Origin of the sequence: Microbacterium maritypicum, assembly GCF_041529975.1 — a bacterium.
Lineage (GTDB): Bacteria > Actinomycetota > Actinomycetes > Actinomycetales > Microbacteriaceae > Microbacterium.
This window is the reverse complement of record NZ_CP168030.1, coordinates 1,162,406-1,175,838: the sequence shown is the minus strand read 5'-3', so window position 1 is coordinate 1,175,838 and position 13,433 is coordinate 1,162,406. Positions and strand designations below refer to the sequence as shown.

Sequence of the window (13,433 nt, the reverse complement as noted above, 5' to 3'; positions counted from 1 at the left end):
TCGGGGGCGACGATCGGGGGTGCTCAGCGGCCGGGCTTCGGCGTCGGCGTCAGGATGCGGGTGAAGAGCATGCTGCGGAGGGCGGATGCCGCTTCGTCGACGGCGCCGACCAGCGGGGCTTCCGGGCCGAACGAGGAGACCAGGAACCGCAGCGGCAGCTGGGCGGCATACTCGTCTGCGACGCGCTGGATCGCGTCGACCAGCACGGGATGGGCTGCCGTGCCGCTGAGGATGAACGCCTCCGGGTCCAGCACCAGGCCGATGCTGCCGGCCACGAGGACGATGCGCTTGCCGATCTCGGCGACGACCCGGATCGCGGCTTCGTCACCGCGACCAGCGGCTTCGAGATGGTCCTCCAACGTGGCCTCGGCGTCTCGCCCTACCCCGAGTGCGAGATCTCCGACCACGGCGTCGCTCACGATGGGCGCCCCGATCGGGAGCGGAGTCTGTGGCAGGTACATGACCTCGCCCGCGACACCGGAGAATCCGCGGTGCAGTGCGCCGTCGATCACGATGCCGGCACCGAGCCCGTCGTCGAGGAGCAGCAGCGCGAAACTGGCGAGGTCGCCGCCCACGCCCGCCGTGAGCTCGGCGAGGGCGGCGAGGTTGACGTCGTTCTCGATGCGTACCGGGCAGCCGAGCGATGCGGTCAGCGCAGCGCGGAAGGCGCCGCCGTCCGGACCGAGATCGTCGCGGATGCCGCCGTCGGCGGTGACGATCCCGGGGATGCCGACGACGGCGAGGTGGATCGCCCCCTTGGCCGCCTTCACCGACCCTCGGCAACGGTCGACGAGGGCGACGATTTGCTCGACGCGGTCCTCCTGGATGGGCAGCACGGCGTGCTCCTCGGCGTGCACGACTCCGCGGGCGTCGACGAGCACCACGTGCGCGGCGTGGTGGTCGATGTGCACGGCGGCGGCGAACCCGAGCCGCGGATGCAGGGTCACGCGACCGGCGGCAGGCCCGCGCGTCTCGCGGTCGATGCCTGCCGAGGCGACGGCGCCCGCTGCCTCGAGCATCCGCAGCACCTGGGTGACGGCCGTGCGGGACAGCCCCGTCGCCGACATCAGCTCCGCGCGGGTCTGCGGACCGCTGCGCGCGAGCGCCTCCAGGATCGCGCGACCGTTGAGCGTGCGTAGCAGGCCCTGCGGTCCCGCGAGTGGTCTGGACATGTGTTCCGGCGTCTACCTCTCGATTCACGGACGGCCCCAGAAACGGGGCCCGGCGCAATGCCCGCAAGCATGCCACATCGTGTCGCACAGGTCGACAGTTCACGCCGAGCCCGGTCGTGGCCGCTCATGCTCTGAGCGCAGTCGACCGGCAGGCCTCAGGTGCCGGTCGTGGTGTCGGGGGTCGTGGGGTGCGCCAGCGTCGGGTGGGGTCCCACCAGGCGGGTCCGCGGACGTGGGGTGTGCCGTGGCGCATGCGGATCTCCCATCCGCTGGTGTCGAGGGTTCTGTGGTGGTGCCAGCAGAGGGCGACGCCGTTGTCGGTGTGGGTGGGGCCGCCGTGGGCGTGCTCGTGGACGTGGTGGATCTCGCACCAGGTCGCGGGGACGTGGCAGCCGGGGATGAGGCACTCGCGGTCGCGGAGGGTGATCGCGCGACGCTGATGCGCGGTGAAGATCCGGTCGGTGGTGCTGATGCCGATGATCCGCCCGTGCGGGTCGAACAGCACCCGTTGCACCCCGCCCGCGCACGCGGTGTGGACGGCGACACGGGTGGGGACGGGGGTGTCGATGCCGTCGATGTGCGCCCAGCCGCGGCCGGTCGTGTAGTCGTCGGCGGTGACGGACACCACCAGTGTGGGCGCGCCCCCACCCAGGCGTGGGGTGTCGTCGTGGCGGGCGGCGATGCCGAGGATCGCGGCGAGGGTGTCGTGCTGCTTCTGCGACCGGGAGCGGGTGTCGACCATCCGTCCCGGGTCACCGGACGGAAGGGCGTCGTCGTCCATACCCGCACCGTCATCGAGGGTTTCCGAGTTCGTTTCCGAGTTCGTCGCGTCCGAAGGCCGGAACATGACTCCGGGGACGGGTGGTCCGTCGACTTTCGGGTTCAGGTACGCGTCGAACAGGCGCTGCAACTGTCCCGCGACCTCGGGCAGCAACCGTCCCCGGACCGGGATCACCCCGTCTTTCGCGCGCCCGAGGGTCAGCCCCCGCACCCGCATCGCGATGTCGTCCGCGGGTTCCGCACCATCGGGGTCGAGATACTGCACGATCACCTGCGCCAACAACCGCAGATCCTCCGGCGTCGCCGCCGGTCCAACATCCCCGCCAGCGTCCGGTTCCGCATCCGCACCCGCATCCGGGTCAGCAACAGAGGTTCCCCGCGCGTACGCGGCCAACTCCGCATCCGCCCGCAACCGGTCCGCCGTCCCGACCCGGGACCCGGCCTGCTCGATCGGCCCGATCGCCGCCAACAGCCCCGCGACCCCGATCGTCCCGTCCACCAACGCCACCCGCAACGCCGGCCACCGCGCCGGCAACCACGCCCCCGACGACACCCCCACCTCCCGCCGCACCGCCTTCGCGGCCTTCACCACCCGCCCCGCCCCCGCAGCATCCGTGCGCAACACCCGCTGCAGCAACTCGTTCACCGTGCGACAGCCATATCGCCCACAGAACGCCGGCTCCCCCGACCCCGCCGGCCGCTCATCGACCGACGCGACCGTCTCCACGACCACCGCCTCCACCCGCCGCTGCACCTCACCCGCGACCCGCAACAGCCCCATCTTCTCGTCGTCACCGAGCCGGGCGATCACGTCAGAGCGCAGCACCGCATCCAGGTCAGCGACGACCTGGCCGAGCACCTCCACGGGGTTGTTCATACCCCTAAGTCAACCCGGGACCACAGACATTCAAACCCCGATAACCCCAGTTCAGAGCAATATTCCGAAACACGCGAAACACCGACACGCCCTCCACAGAAACACCGACGCAGCACTTGTCCACACTCGCCGCAGACCCCGCCCCCGCAGACCCCGCCGCCGCAGACCACGCCCCAGAACCCACCCGCACCGCAGAACGCGCCCGCGTCCCCGTTACTCCCGCGTGTAGTCCTCGAAGATCAGCGTGGTCCGGGTCGAGCGGATCGAAGGGATCGCCTGGATGTCCTCGAGCACGATTCGACGCAGGTCGCGGGCGTCGTTGGCGCGCACCAACAGGATCACGTCGAAGTCACCGCCGACGAGCGCCATGTGCTCGATCTCGGGGATCGCGCGCAGCCGGTCGCTCACCGCCTGCCACGTCGCCTGCTCGATGGCAAGGGTCACGTAGGCGCTCGCATGGTGCCCGAGCAGGACGGGATCCGTGCGGACCGTGTATCCCGTGATGACACCGGCGTCGGTGAGGCGCTTGATCCTCGCGTGCGCACCGGCGCGCGAGATGTGCACGGCATCCGCGATCGCCGTCATCGACGAGCGCGCGTCGCGACGCAGCTCCTCGAGGATCGCTCGGTCCGTGTCGTCCAGCGCGATCATGACACCCCTTCCTCGGGCCAGAAAATCTGACACTTCGATCAAGAATGCCGCATCTGTCGCTCTTCCATCCAGTATTTCGCGGATGATCTTGGATGACTGTCGCCCACAGAGGCAAGCTGTCCCCACCGAGTTCGGCAAGGAGGACGAGCGCATGCTGCACACCGACATGCTTCCGCGAGACACCGCGGTGCAACTGATCGATGCGGACGGACAGCCTGTCGCGGACGAGCACTACGCGCTCCCCGACGGCGACACCCTGCTGGCCGCCTATCGCGGCCTCGTCGAGGGCCGCCGCATCAACGACCAGGCCGGCGCGCTCGTACGTCAGGGACGTCTCGCCGTCTACCCGTCGTCCCACGGTCAAGAAGCGTGCCAGGTCGCCGCCGCGATGGTTCTCGGCGAAACGGACTGGCTGTTCCCGACCTATCGCGACTCGGTCGCCGTCATCGCACGCGGAGTCGAACCCGCCGACGCGATGGTCCTCCTCAAGGGCGACTGGCACTCGGGCTACGACGTGCGCTCCCACCGGGTCGCACCGCAGGCCACCCCGCTCGCCACCCAGCTGCTGCACGCGGTCGGCTTCGCGCAGGCGGCCAAGCATCGCGGCGAGGACACGGTCGTGCTCGCGCTGTGCGGCGACGGCGCCACCAGCGAGGGCGACTTCCACGAGGCGATGAACTTCGCCGCCGTCTTCCAGGTGCCGGTCGTCTTCTTCGTGCAGAACAACGGGTTCGCGATCTCGGTCCCGCTCTCGCGGCAGACCGCGGCTCCGTCCCTCGCCCACAAGGCGGTCGGCTACGGGATGCCGGGACAGCGTGTCGACGGGAACGACGTCGCCGCCGTGCTCGCCGTGCTCGGCGAGGCGGTGGATCGCGCCCGTACCGGCGGCGGCCCTTCGCTCATCGAGGCGCACACCTACCGGATGCAGGCGCACACCAACGCCGACGACGACACCCGCTACCGGGAACGCGATGAGGTGCAGGCCTGGACCGCCCGCGACCCCCTGCTTCGCCTGCGCACCCACCTGACGAACACCGGGGCTCTCGACGCCGACGCCGAGGAGCGGTTCGCCGCCGGAGCCGAGGCGATCGCCGCGGCCATGCGGACCGCGCTGAACACCGACGCCGACCTCGACCCCGAAGACCTGTTCCGCTTCGTCACCGCGACACGCTCGCCACAGCTCGACGAGCAATGGCACCTGCTGCGCGACGAGATCGAGCGCTCGCGCCTCGCCGATGCGAGTGCAGAGATCACCCCGAACGGAGGCCACCGATGACGATCACACACGACGACACCCGCACCGAGGTCGAGTCCCCCACGGCGACCACCATGACCATGGCCGCCGCGTTGAACAGAGCACTCGCCGACGCCATCGAGTCCGACCCGGATGTGGTCGTCTTCGGTGAGGACGTCGGGGCGCTCGGGGGCGTCTTCCGCATCACCGACGGCCTCACTGCGCGGTTCGGCGAGGAGCGCTGCTTCGACACACCCCTGGCCGAGTCCGGCATCGTCGGCACCGCGGTCGGCATGGCCATGAACGGGATGCGCCCCGTGGTGGAGATGCAGTTCGACGCGTTCGCACTTCCGGCGTTCGAGCAGGTCGTCAGCCATGTCGCCAAGCTCGGCAACCGCACACGCGGTGGGATGCGGATGCCGCTGGTGATCCGCATCCCGTTCGGTGGCGGCATCGGCGGCGTGGAGCATCACTGCGACTCGTCCGAGGCCTACTACGCGCACACCCCCGGCCTCACGGTCGTCAGTCCGTCGACGCCGCAGGATGCCTACTCGCTGCTGCGCGCGGCGATTGCCTCGCCGGATCCGGTGATCTTCCTCGAGCCGAAGAAGCTGTACTGGTCGAAGGGCGAAGTCGACACCTCGATCACCACGGAACTCGGCACCGCCCGTATCGCCCGCGAGGGCACGGATGTGACGCTCCTGGCCTACGGCGCCTCCGTGCCGCTCGCACTCGAGGTCGCCGATGTCGCCGCCGCCGAGGGGCGCAGCGTGCAGGTGGTCGACGTGCGCTCGCTCTCCCCCTTCGACGACGCGACCGTGACCGCCGCGGTGAAGTCCACCGGCCGTGCCGTGGTCATCGCCGAGGCCCCCGGATATGTGAGCGTCGCCTCGGAGATCCAGGCCCGCGTGTTCGAGCGCTGCTTCGAGTACCTCGCGGCCCCGGTCCGACGGGTCACGGGGTTCGACACCCCCTACGCACCTCCGAAGCTCGAGCACTGGTACCTGCCCGATGTCGACCGCGTGCTCGATGCGATCGACACCCTGCACTGGGAGGACGACGTATGAGCGCCCCGCTGAAGCCGTCCACGCACATCTTCCGCCTGCCGGACCTCGGCGAGGGCCTGACTGAGGCGGGACTCGTGACGTGGCTCGTCGCGGTGGGCGACACCATCACGACCGACCAGCCGATCGCCGAGGTCGAGACCGCGAAGAGCGTGGTGGAGCTGCCATCGCCGTTCGCCGGCGTCGTCACGGCTCTCCACGGCACCGCCGGGGACACCATCGACGTCGGTGCACCGGTGCTCGAGGTCGCCGACCCGGAATCGGCATCGGCGGCGGAGGGAACGACTCCGGATGCTGCCGGGTCTGCAGCGTCGAGCACCCCCGAGCATGAGGCGTACCGCGAGGAGGAACGCGCCGGATCCGGGAACGTGCTGATCGGCTACGGCACCACAGCGCACACGACGAAGGGGCGGCGACGGCCGGCCGCCGCGTCGGTCCGAGTCGACCGCCCGACCGCATCCCCACCCGCACCCGCACCGGCACCGGCACCGGCATCCGCATCGAAGGCCGCCGCCGTCGACCCTGACGCGACCCCTGCCCTCGCTGCATCCGTCCGCCGCCCGGTGGCCGTGCGCTCCCCCCTCGTCCGTCGCCTCGCCCGCGATCTCGGCCTCGACGTGCACACGATCGCCGCGACCGGCCCCGACGGGGCGATCACCCGCGCCGACGTGCTGAAGGCCGCGGTCGAGAACGCCGTGGACGGCGCGGCCGCGCATCACCGCGCCACGAACGGGACGGGTGAGTCCGTCGACGGGCTCGACGTCGTCTCCCGCGAGCGCATGTCGCCGCTGCGGCGCGCGGTCAGCGCGAAGCTCACGCGCAGTCGCACCGAGATCCCCGAGGCCACCGTCTGGGTCGACGTCGATGCCACGTCCCTATGGGCCCTCCGCGCGCAGATGGCCCCGGAGGGCGGCAAGGCCCCCTCGGTCACGGCACTGCTCGCGCGCTTCGTCCTGCTCGCCCTCGAGGACTATCCGGTGCTGGCCTCGCGACTCGACGAGAGCGGCGAGGAGCTGATCTCGTTCGACGGTGTGAACCTCGGGATCGCGGCGGACACCGAACGCGGACTCCTGGTCCCGGTCGTCCCCCGTGCGCACGCCCTCACCGTGGAGCAGCTCGATGCGGCACTGCGCGAGCTCACCGCCACGGCCAGAGCAGGCACGATGCCGCCGGAACGCCTGCGCGGCTCGACCTTCACCCTCAACAACTACGGCGGGTTGGGCGTCGACGGCTCGGCGGCGATCATCAACCACCCGGACGTCGCCATCCTCGGCATCGGCCGGATCATCGAGCGGCCGTGGGTCGTCGACGGGGCGATCGTCGCGCGTCGCATCGTGCAGCTGTCGCTCGCGTTCGACCATCGCGTCTGCGACGGCGGGTACGCGGCGGGATTCCTGCGGCGCGTCACCGAGCTCATCGAGCATCCGCTGCGCGCGTTCGTGCGGGTCTGAGACCGCCCGAAGCCCCTCGGGCCGACGCGGCGCGTGTGCCATAATTACCATACGATCGGTCAGTAATTCCTGGCCGCGCGAGAGGGCGACGAGCCCCCGCCGAGACGACGAAGTCAGGAGATCCGCATGACCGAGGCATTCCTCGTCGGAGGGGCGCGCACCCCGGTCGGGCGCTACGGCGGCGTGCTCGCCACCGTCCGCCCCGACGACCTCGCCTCGATCGTGGTGGCCGAAACGGTGCGCCGGGCCGGCATCGATGCGACGCAGATCGACATCGACGAGGTGATCCTGGGGGCGGCGAACCAGGCCGGCGAGGACAACCGCAATGTCGCCCGGATGGCGGTGCTGCTCGCCGGGCTCCCCGACAGCGTTCCGGGCATCACGGTGAACCGGCTCTGCGCTTCGGGCATGTCGGCCGTGACCATGGCCGCGCAGGCGATCCGCGCGGGCGATGCCGACCTCATCGTCGCCGGCGGCGTCGAGTCCATGACCCGTGCGCCCTGGGTACAGGCCAAGCCGGAGAAGGCCTGGTCCAAACCGGGCGCGGCCTTCGACACCTCGATCGGCTGGCGTTTCCCGAACCCGCGCCTCGTCGCCCGCGACAAGGCGACCTTCTCGATGCCCGAGACCGCGGAGGAGGTCGCCCGGATCGACGGGATCACGCGTGACGAGGCTGACGCCTTCGCCCTGCGTTCGCAGCAGCGCGCCGCCGCCGCGATCGCGACCGGACGCTTCGCCCCCGAGATCGTCGGCGTGCCGACCGCGGCCGGAGAGGTGCTGGTCGACGAGGGCCCACGACCCGAGACCACGCTCGAGGCGCTCGCCCGACTGCGCCCCGTGGTCGCCGGCGGCCAGGTCGTGACGGCCGGGAACTCCAGCGCCCTCAACGACGGCGCCTCGGCGATCCTCGTGGCGAGCGCCGAAGCGGTCGAGCGCCATGGCCTCGTGCCCCGCGCCCGGATCGTCGTCGGCACCAGTGCCGGTCTCGCACCGGAGGTCATGGGCCTCGGCCCGGTGCCCGCGACGCAGAAGGCGCTCCGCCGCGCCGGACTCACCATCGACGACATCGGCTCCGTCGAGCTCAACGAGGCCTTCGCCACACAGTCGATCGCCTCCATCCGTCGGCTCGGCCTCGACGACGAGCGCGTCAACGCCGACGGCGGGGCCATCGCCCTCGGCCATGCGCTCGGCTCGTCCGGCTCCCGCCTGCTGATCACACTGCTCGGGCGCATGGAGCGCGAGGGCTCCCGGTACGGACTCGCGACCATGTGCGTGGGCGTCGGTCAGGGTGCGGCCGTGATCCTGGAGAAGGTGTGATGCCCGGCCCGGCGAATCCCGAAGAGCCGTTGCTCGTCGAGCGGCACCCCGACCGTGTGGTCGCCACTCTCAACCGTCCCCACAAGCGCAACGCGATCGACCAGGCCACGATCGATGCCCTGCACCTGCTCTGCGACGAGCTCGAAGAGACGCCGCGGACCCTGATCCTCGTCGGCGCCGACGGCGTCTTCGCGGCGGGCGCCGACATCGCCGAGCTGCGCGAACGCCGGGCCGCCGACGCGCTGCGCGGCATCAACGCGCACGCCTTCGTCCGGGTCGCCGAGCTGCCGATGCCGGTCATCGCGGCGATCGACGGCTATGCCCTGGGAGGCGGCGCCGAACTCGCCTACGCCGCGGACATCCGCATCGCCACGCCCTCGCTCGCGATCGGCAACCCGGAGACGGGCCTCGGCATCCTCGCCGCGGCCGGCGCGAGCTGGCGGCTGAAGGAGATCGTCGGCGATGCCAGGGCGATCGAGCTGCTGCTCACCGGCCGCACGGTGAAGGCCGAGGAGGCGCTGCGCATCGGCCTCGTCTCGGCGATCCACGACCCCGAGGAACTGCTGGCCGCAGCCGAGGCGATCGCCGACCGGATCGCCCGCAACGACCCGGCCGCCACCATCGCGACGAAACGGGTGTTCCGCGCGCCCCGCGACCGCCACCCCGCCGCCGATCTGGAAGCCCAGGCCGAGCTCTTCGAGAGCCCGGAGAAGTTCCGACGCATGACCGACTTCCTGGAACGGAGAGACCGATGACCGAGGCCACGCCTCACGCTCCCGCGCACGTCGGAGTGCTCGGCGGCGGGCGAATGGGCGCCGGCATCGCCCACGCGTTCCTTCTCGCGGGTTCGCGCGTGACGGTCGTCGAACGCGATGCGGATGCTGCCGCGGCAGCCGCCCATCGCGTGCTCGAATCCGTCGACGCCTCGATCGCCCGCGGCACCGCGGCCGAACCGGGAGACGCCTACCGTGCGTGCTTCGACACCGGCACAGATCTCGCGCTGTTCGCTCCGTGCAACCTCGTCGTGGAAGCCGTGCCCGAGGATCTGGCCTTGAAGGTCGACGCCCTCACTCGCGTCGAAGCGCAGATCGGACCGGACGCCGTCCTCGCCTCGAACACCTCGTCGATCTCGATCGATGAGCTCGCCGCAGTGCTGGACCGTCCGTCGCGCTTCCTCGGAATGCACTTCTTCAACCCGGTGCCCGCGTCCACCCTGGTCGAGATCGTGCGCGGCACGGCCACCGCTCCCCCGCTCGTCGACGATGCGAGGGCCTGGGTGCACGCCCTCGGCAAGACGCCGATCGTCGTGGCCGATGCCCCCGGGTTCGCGTCGTCGAGACTCGGCGTCGCGATCGGCCTGGAGGCGATCCGCATGCTCGAAGAGGGCGTCGCCTCGGCCGCAGACATCGACGCCGCGATGACCTTGGGCTACAAGCATCCGGTCGGGCCACTCCGCCTCACCGACATCGTCGGGCTCGACGTGCGGCTCGGCATCTCCGAATACCTCGCCGCGAACCTCGGCGAACGCTTCGAACCGCCGGCTCTGCTGCGCCGCCTCGTCGCCGAGGGCCACCTCGGACGAAAGAGCGGACGCGGCTTCTACGAATGGGACGCCTCATGAAGGGAACTGACATGACCGAGATCCTCCCCAGCTACCTGCAGGGATCCTGGTGGTCGCCGGCTGCCGACGCCGAGGCGACCGAGGTGCGCGACGCCTCGACGGGCGAGATCGTCGCCCGCGTGTCGACCGAGGGCATCGACCTCTCAGCGGCTCTCGCCTACGCCCGCACCGCGGGGCAGGCTTCGCTCGGTGAGCTGACCTTCCACCAGCGCGCCGTTCGGCTCAAGCAGCTCGCGCTCGCGCTCACCGAACGAAAGGCGGAGCTGTACGAGATCTCGAGCCGGACGGGCGCGACCACCCAGGACTCGTGGGTCGACATCGACGGCGGTATCGGCGTGCTGTTCGCCTACTCCAGCAAGGGCAGGCGAGAGCTGCCGAATGCGAAGGTCTATGTCGACGGCGCGGTGGAGAACCTGTCCAGGGACGGTTCGTTCCTCGGGCGCCACATCTACACCCGGCTCCCCGGCGTCGCCGTGCAGATCAATGCCTTCAACTTCCCGGTCTGGGGCTCGCTGGAGAAGTTCGCGCCCGCTTTCCTCGCCGGTGTGCCGACCGTCGTGAAGCCCGCGACGCCGACCGGGTACCTCGCCGAGGCGATGGTGCGGATCATGGTCGAGTCCGGCCTGCTACCCGAGGGGTCGCTGCAACTCGTCTCGGGCAGCATTCCCGGTATCTTCGACGAGCTGCGGCTCGGTGATCTGGTGGCCTTCACCGGATCGGCGTCGACCGCGGAGGGGCTGCGCGCCCACGATGCGGTACAGACCGGCGGCGTGCGCTTCACGAGCGAGACCGACTCCATCAACGCGTCCATCCTCGGGACGGACGCCGTCGCGGGCACGCCGGAGTTCGACGCCTACGTCAAGCAGCTCGTGGCGGAGATGACCAGCAAGGCCGGGCAGAAGTGCACAGCGATCCGACGCGCGATCGTGCCGGCCGGCACCGTCGACGACGTGATCGGCGCCGTGCGGGCACGGCTGTCCGAACGCATCGTGCTCGGCGACCCCCGGGCGGAGGGCGTCACGATGGGGCCGCTGGCCTCGACCGCGCAGCGTGACGAGGTGCTGCGCCAGGTGGCACGGCTGCAGGACGGCGGCGGCGAGCTGGTCATCGGCTCGACCGATGCTCCGGACGTGCGACACGGCGACGGAAGTCAGGGGCCCTCTCCGGATGGCGCCTTCCTCGCGCCGATGCTGCTGCGCTTCTCCGACCCGCAGAGCGCGGCGGTCAACGAGATCGAGGCGTTCGGCCCGGTCTCGAGCATCGTCGGCTATCGCACCCTCGACGAAGCGAGCGCCCTGGTCGCCCGGGGCGGTGGCTCCCTGGTGACCAGTGTCGCCACGCACGACCCCGAGGTCGCCGTCGCGCTCGCCACCGGCATGGCCGCCTACAACGGACGCGTGCTGTTCCTCGATCGCGACGACGCCCGCAGCTCCACGGGCCACGGCTCTCCGCTGCCGAACCTCGTGCACGGCGGCCCCGGCCGCGCCGGCGGTGGCGAGGAGCTCGGCGGCATCCGTGCCGTGCTGCACCACATGCAGCGCACCGCGGTGCAGGGCTCGCCCGCGATGCTGACCGCCCTGACCGGGGTCTGGCATCAGGGCACGGTGGCGCGTCCGTACCAGGAGAGCGGGGGCGTCCACCCCTTCCGTAAGTCGCTGGCCGAGCTGCGCATCGGCGATCAGGTCGTGAGCGGCTCGCGCACGGTGACGCTCGAGGACATCGAGACGTTCGCGGCGTTCACCGGCGACACCTTCTATGCGCACATGGACGAGGCCTCCGCGGCGGCGAACCCGTTCTTCCCCGGTCGCGTCGCCCACGGCTACCTGCTCGTGTCGTGGGCTGCCGGCCTCTTCGTCGACCCGGCGCCCGGTCCCGTCCTCGCCAACTCGGGCTTGGAGAACCTGCGCTTCCTGACCCCGGTCTCCCCCGGCGACGAGATCCGCGTCGAGCTCACCGCCAAGCAGATCACTCCCCGCGAGACCGACGAGTACGGCGAGGTGCGCTGGGACGCGGTGCTGAAGAACCAGAGCGACGAGATCGTCGCCACGTACGACGTGCTCACCCTCGTCGCGAAGGAGCAGGCCGCAGCCGCTTGATCCCCGGCGGGCGCGCCGGTCAGGAGACCGGGGCGCCCGCGGGATCGTCGGATCGTCGGCGCAGACCGTCGAGGGCGATGGCGACGACGTCGTCGGCGAGCCGATCCGCGCCCTCGCGGCCGCCCGGACGGTACCACTCCACGATCGAGTTGATCATTCCGAACGCCAGGCGGGCCACGACGCTGGCGTCGATGTCGGCGCGCAGCGTACCTTCGGCCTGTGCTTCCGAGACGAGCGCGGTGATCCGGCGGTCGAACGCGCGACGTCGAGTGAGCGCACGGCGCTCGACATCGGTGTTGCCGCGCACTCGCAGCAGGAGCGTCACGGCGGGGAGCTGGTCCACCAGCACGTGGACGGCACCCCGGAGGACGTGCTCGAGGCGGGCGACCGCGCGGGAATCGTCACGATCGACGGTGGCCGGGAGCGGGTCGTCCACCACGGCCTCGAGCCCCCCGAGCGCGGCGTCGAGGGCGAGGTCGAGCATCTCATCCTTCGATCCGAAGTGATGGTAGATCGCCGACTTCGACAGGCCGAGCCGCTCGGCCAGCATGCCGATCGAGGTCGCGTCGTACCCGTGCTCGTTGAATGCGGCGACGGCGACCGCGAGGATGCCCTGCTGGTCGTACCCGGGGCGGCCTCGTCTCGTGCTCTGCATCTCGGACATCCCCACAGTCTCGCATCGGATCGCGCTGTCGGCCGGGATCGGCAGCACGGGGTCAGTAGGTCTGGTCGGTGGTGCGCGAGCGCCCACGGAACTCCGCGACCGGATCGCCGAGTTCGTCGACGACCGTCACGTCGTAGATGCCGGAGCGGCCGCTGCGGGTGCGCCGCACGGCCGTCGCGGTCAGCGTCTGTCCGGAGACGGTGGATTTCAGGAAGGAGATGTCGGCGCCCGCAGCCACCGTGACCCGATCGTCCTCGTTGCAGGCGATCGCGAAGGCCGTGTCGGCCAGGGCGAAGACGAAACCGCCATGGGTGATGTGGAACCCGTTGGTCATGTCGTCGCGCACGCGCATCGAGACCACGGCGTGTCCGGGATCGTCGCGTTCCACGACGAGGCCCAGCGAGGCGGACGCACGATCGCGCTCCATCATGGCGCGGTTGGGGCGCACGGCGTCCGTGGCCCGCGGCGTCGCATCCGTCATCGTCGACCTCCTCGTCGCGCGGATG

The 13,433-nt window shown here is 70.9% G+C and carries 12 protein-coding genes; 7 read left to right on the top strand and 5 right to left on the bottom strand.

All coding sequences use genetic code 11. From position 1 onward, the window contains the following. Nucleotides 1–23: 23 nt before the first annotated feature. The 3 genes from ACCO44_RS05620 to ACCO44_RS05610 form a co-directional block, all read right to left on the bottom strand. Nucleotides 24–1,172, bottom strand: a complete 1,149-nt coding sequence (locus ACCO44_RS05620) for an ROK family transcriptional regulator (RefSeq protein ID WP_372468827.1) — start codon at nt 1,170–1,172, stop codon at nt 24–26. 124 nt (nt 1,173–1,296) lie between these two features. Continuing rightward, nucleotides 1,297–2,829, bottom strand: coding sequence for a DUF222 domain-containing protein (locus tag ACCO44_RS05615; protein ID WP_372468826.1), 1,533 nt, complete (start codon nt 2,827–2,829; stop codon nt 1,297–1,299). Nucleotides 2,830–3,042: 213 nt separating this feature from the next. Then, complete coding sequence (locus ACCO44_RS05610; protein ID WP_029262374.1) at nt 3,043–3,480, bottom strand: Lrp/AsnC family transcriptional regulator; 438 nt, start codon at nt 3,478–3,480, stop codon at nt 3,043–3,045. A gap of 151 nt (nt 3,481–3,631) precedes the next feature. On the opposite strand from ACCO44_RS05610, the gene pdhA reads away from it, so the two are divergent. The 7 genes from pdhA (at nt 3,632) to paaZ (ending at nt 12,263) form a co-directional block, all read left to right on the top strand. After that, the gene (pdhA, locus tag ACCO44_RS05605; protein WP_372468824.1) at nt 3,632–4,756 is read left to right on the top strand and encodes a pyruvate dehydrogenase (acetyl-transferring) E1 component subunit alpha; all 1,125 of its coding nucleotides are present in this window, start codon (nt 3,632–3,634) and stop codon (nt 4,754–4,756) included. Further along, nucleotides 4,753–5,781, top strand: coding sequence for an alpha-ketoacid dehydrogenase subunit beta (locus tag ACCO44_RS05600; protein ID WP_372468823.1), 1,029 nt, complete (start codon nt 4,753–4,755; stop codon nt 5,779–5,781). The genes pdhA and ACCO44_RS05600 overlap by 4 nt, the downstream gene beginning before the upstream one ends. After that, nucleotides 5,778–7,229, top strand: coding sequence for a dihydrolipoamide acetyltransferase family protein (locus ACCO44_RS05595; protein WP_372468822.1), 1,452 nt, complete (start codon nt 5,778–5,780; stop codon nt 7,227–7,229). Before ACCO44_RS05600 ends, ACCO44_RS05595 begins: the two co-directional genes overlap by 4 nt. Nucleotides 7,230–7,355: 126 nt before the next feature. After that, on the top strand, nt 7,356–8,546 hold the full coding sequence (locus ACCO44_RS05590) for an acetyl-CoA C-acyltransferase (RefSeq protein ID WP_372468821.1): 1,191 nt from the start codon (nt 7,356–7,358) through the stop codon (nt 8,544–8,546). Beyond that, nucleotides 8,546–9,301 carry an enoyl-CoA hydratase/isomerase family protein gene (locus ACCO44_RS05585; protein ID WP_372468820.1) on the top strand — a complete coding sequence of 252 codons (756 nt, stop codon included), beginning with the start codon at nt 8,546–8,548 and terminating at the stop codon, nt 9,299–9,301. Before ACCO44_RS05590 ends, ACCO44_RS05585 begins: the two co-directional genes overlap by 1 nt. Then, the gene (locus ACCO44_RS05580; protein WP_372468819.1) at nt 9,298–10,167 is read left to right on the top strand and encodes a 3-hydroxyacyl-CoA dehydrogenase family protein; all 870 of its coding nucleotides are present in this window, start codon (nt 9,298–9,300) and stop codon (nt 10,165–10,167) included. The genes ACCO44_RS05585 and ACCO44_RS05580 overlap by 4 nt, the downstream gene beginning before the upstream one ends. An 11-nt stretch (nt 10,168–10,178) precedes the next feature. Continuing rightward, the gene (gene paaZ, locus ACCO44_RS05575) at nt 10,179–12,263 is read left to right on the top strand and encodes a phenylacetic acid degradation bifunctional protein PaaZ (protein WP_372468818.1); all 2,085 of its coding nucleotides are present in this window, start codon (nt 10,179–10,181) and stop codon (nt 12,261–12,263) included. Between the two features lie 19 nt (nt 12,264–12,282). On the opposite strand, the gene ACCO44_RS05570 is transcribed toward paaZ, so the two are convergent. After that, a complete protein-coding gene (locus tag ACCO44_RS05570; protein WP_372468817.1) occupies nt 12,283–12,927 on the bottom strand; it encodes a TetR/AcrR family transcriptional regulator in 645 nt (214 codons plus the stop codon). A gap of 52 nt (nt 12,928–12,979) precedes the next feature. Continuing rightward, nucleotides 12,980–13,408, bottom strand: a complete 429-nt coding sequence (paaI, locus tag ACCO44_RS05565) for a hydroxyphenylacetyl-CoA thioesterase PaaI (protein ID WP_029262365.1) — start codon at nt 13,406–13,408, stop codon at nt 12,980–12,982. Nucleotides 13,409–13,433: the final 25 nt, after the last annotated feature.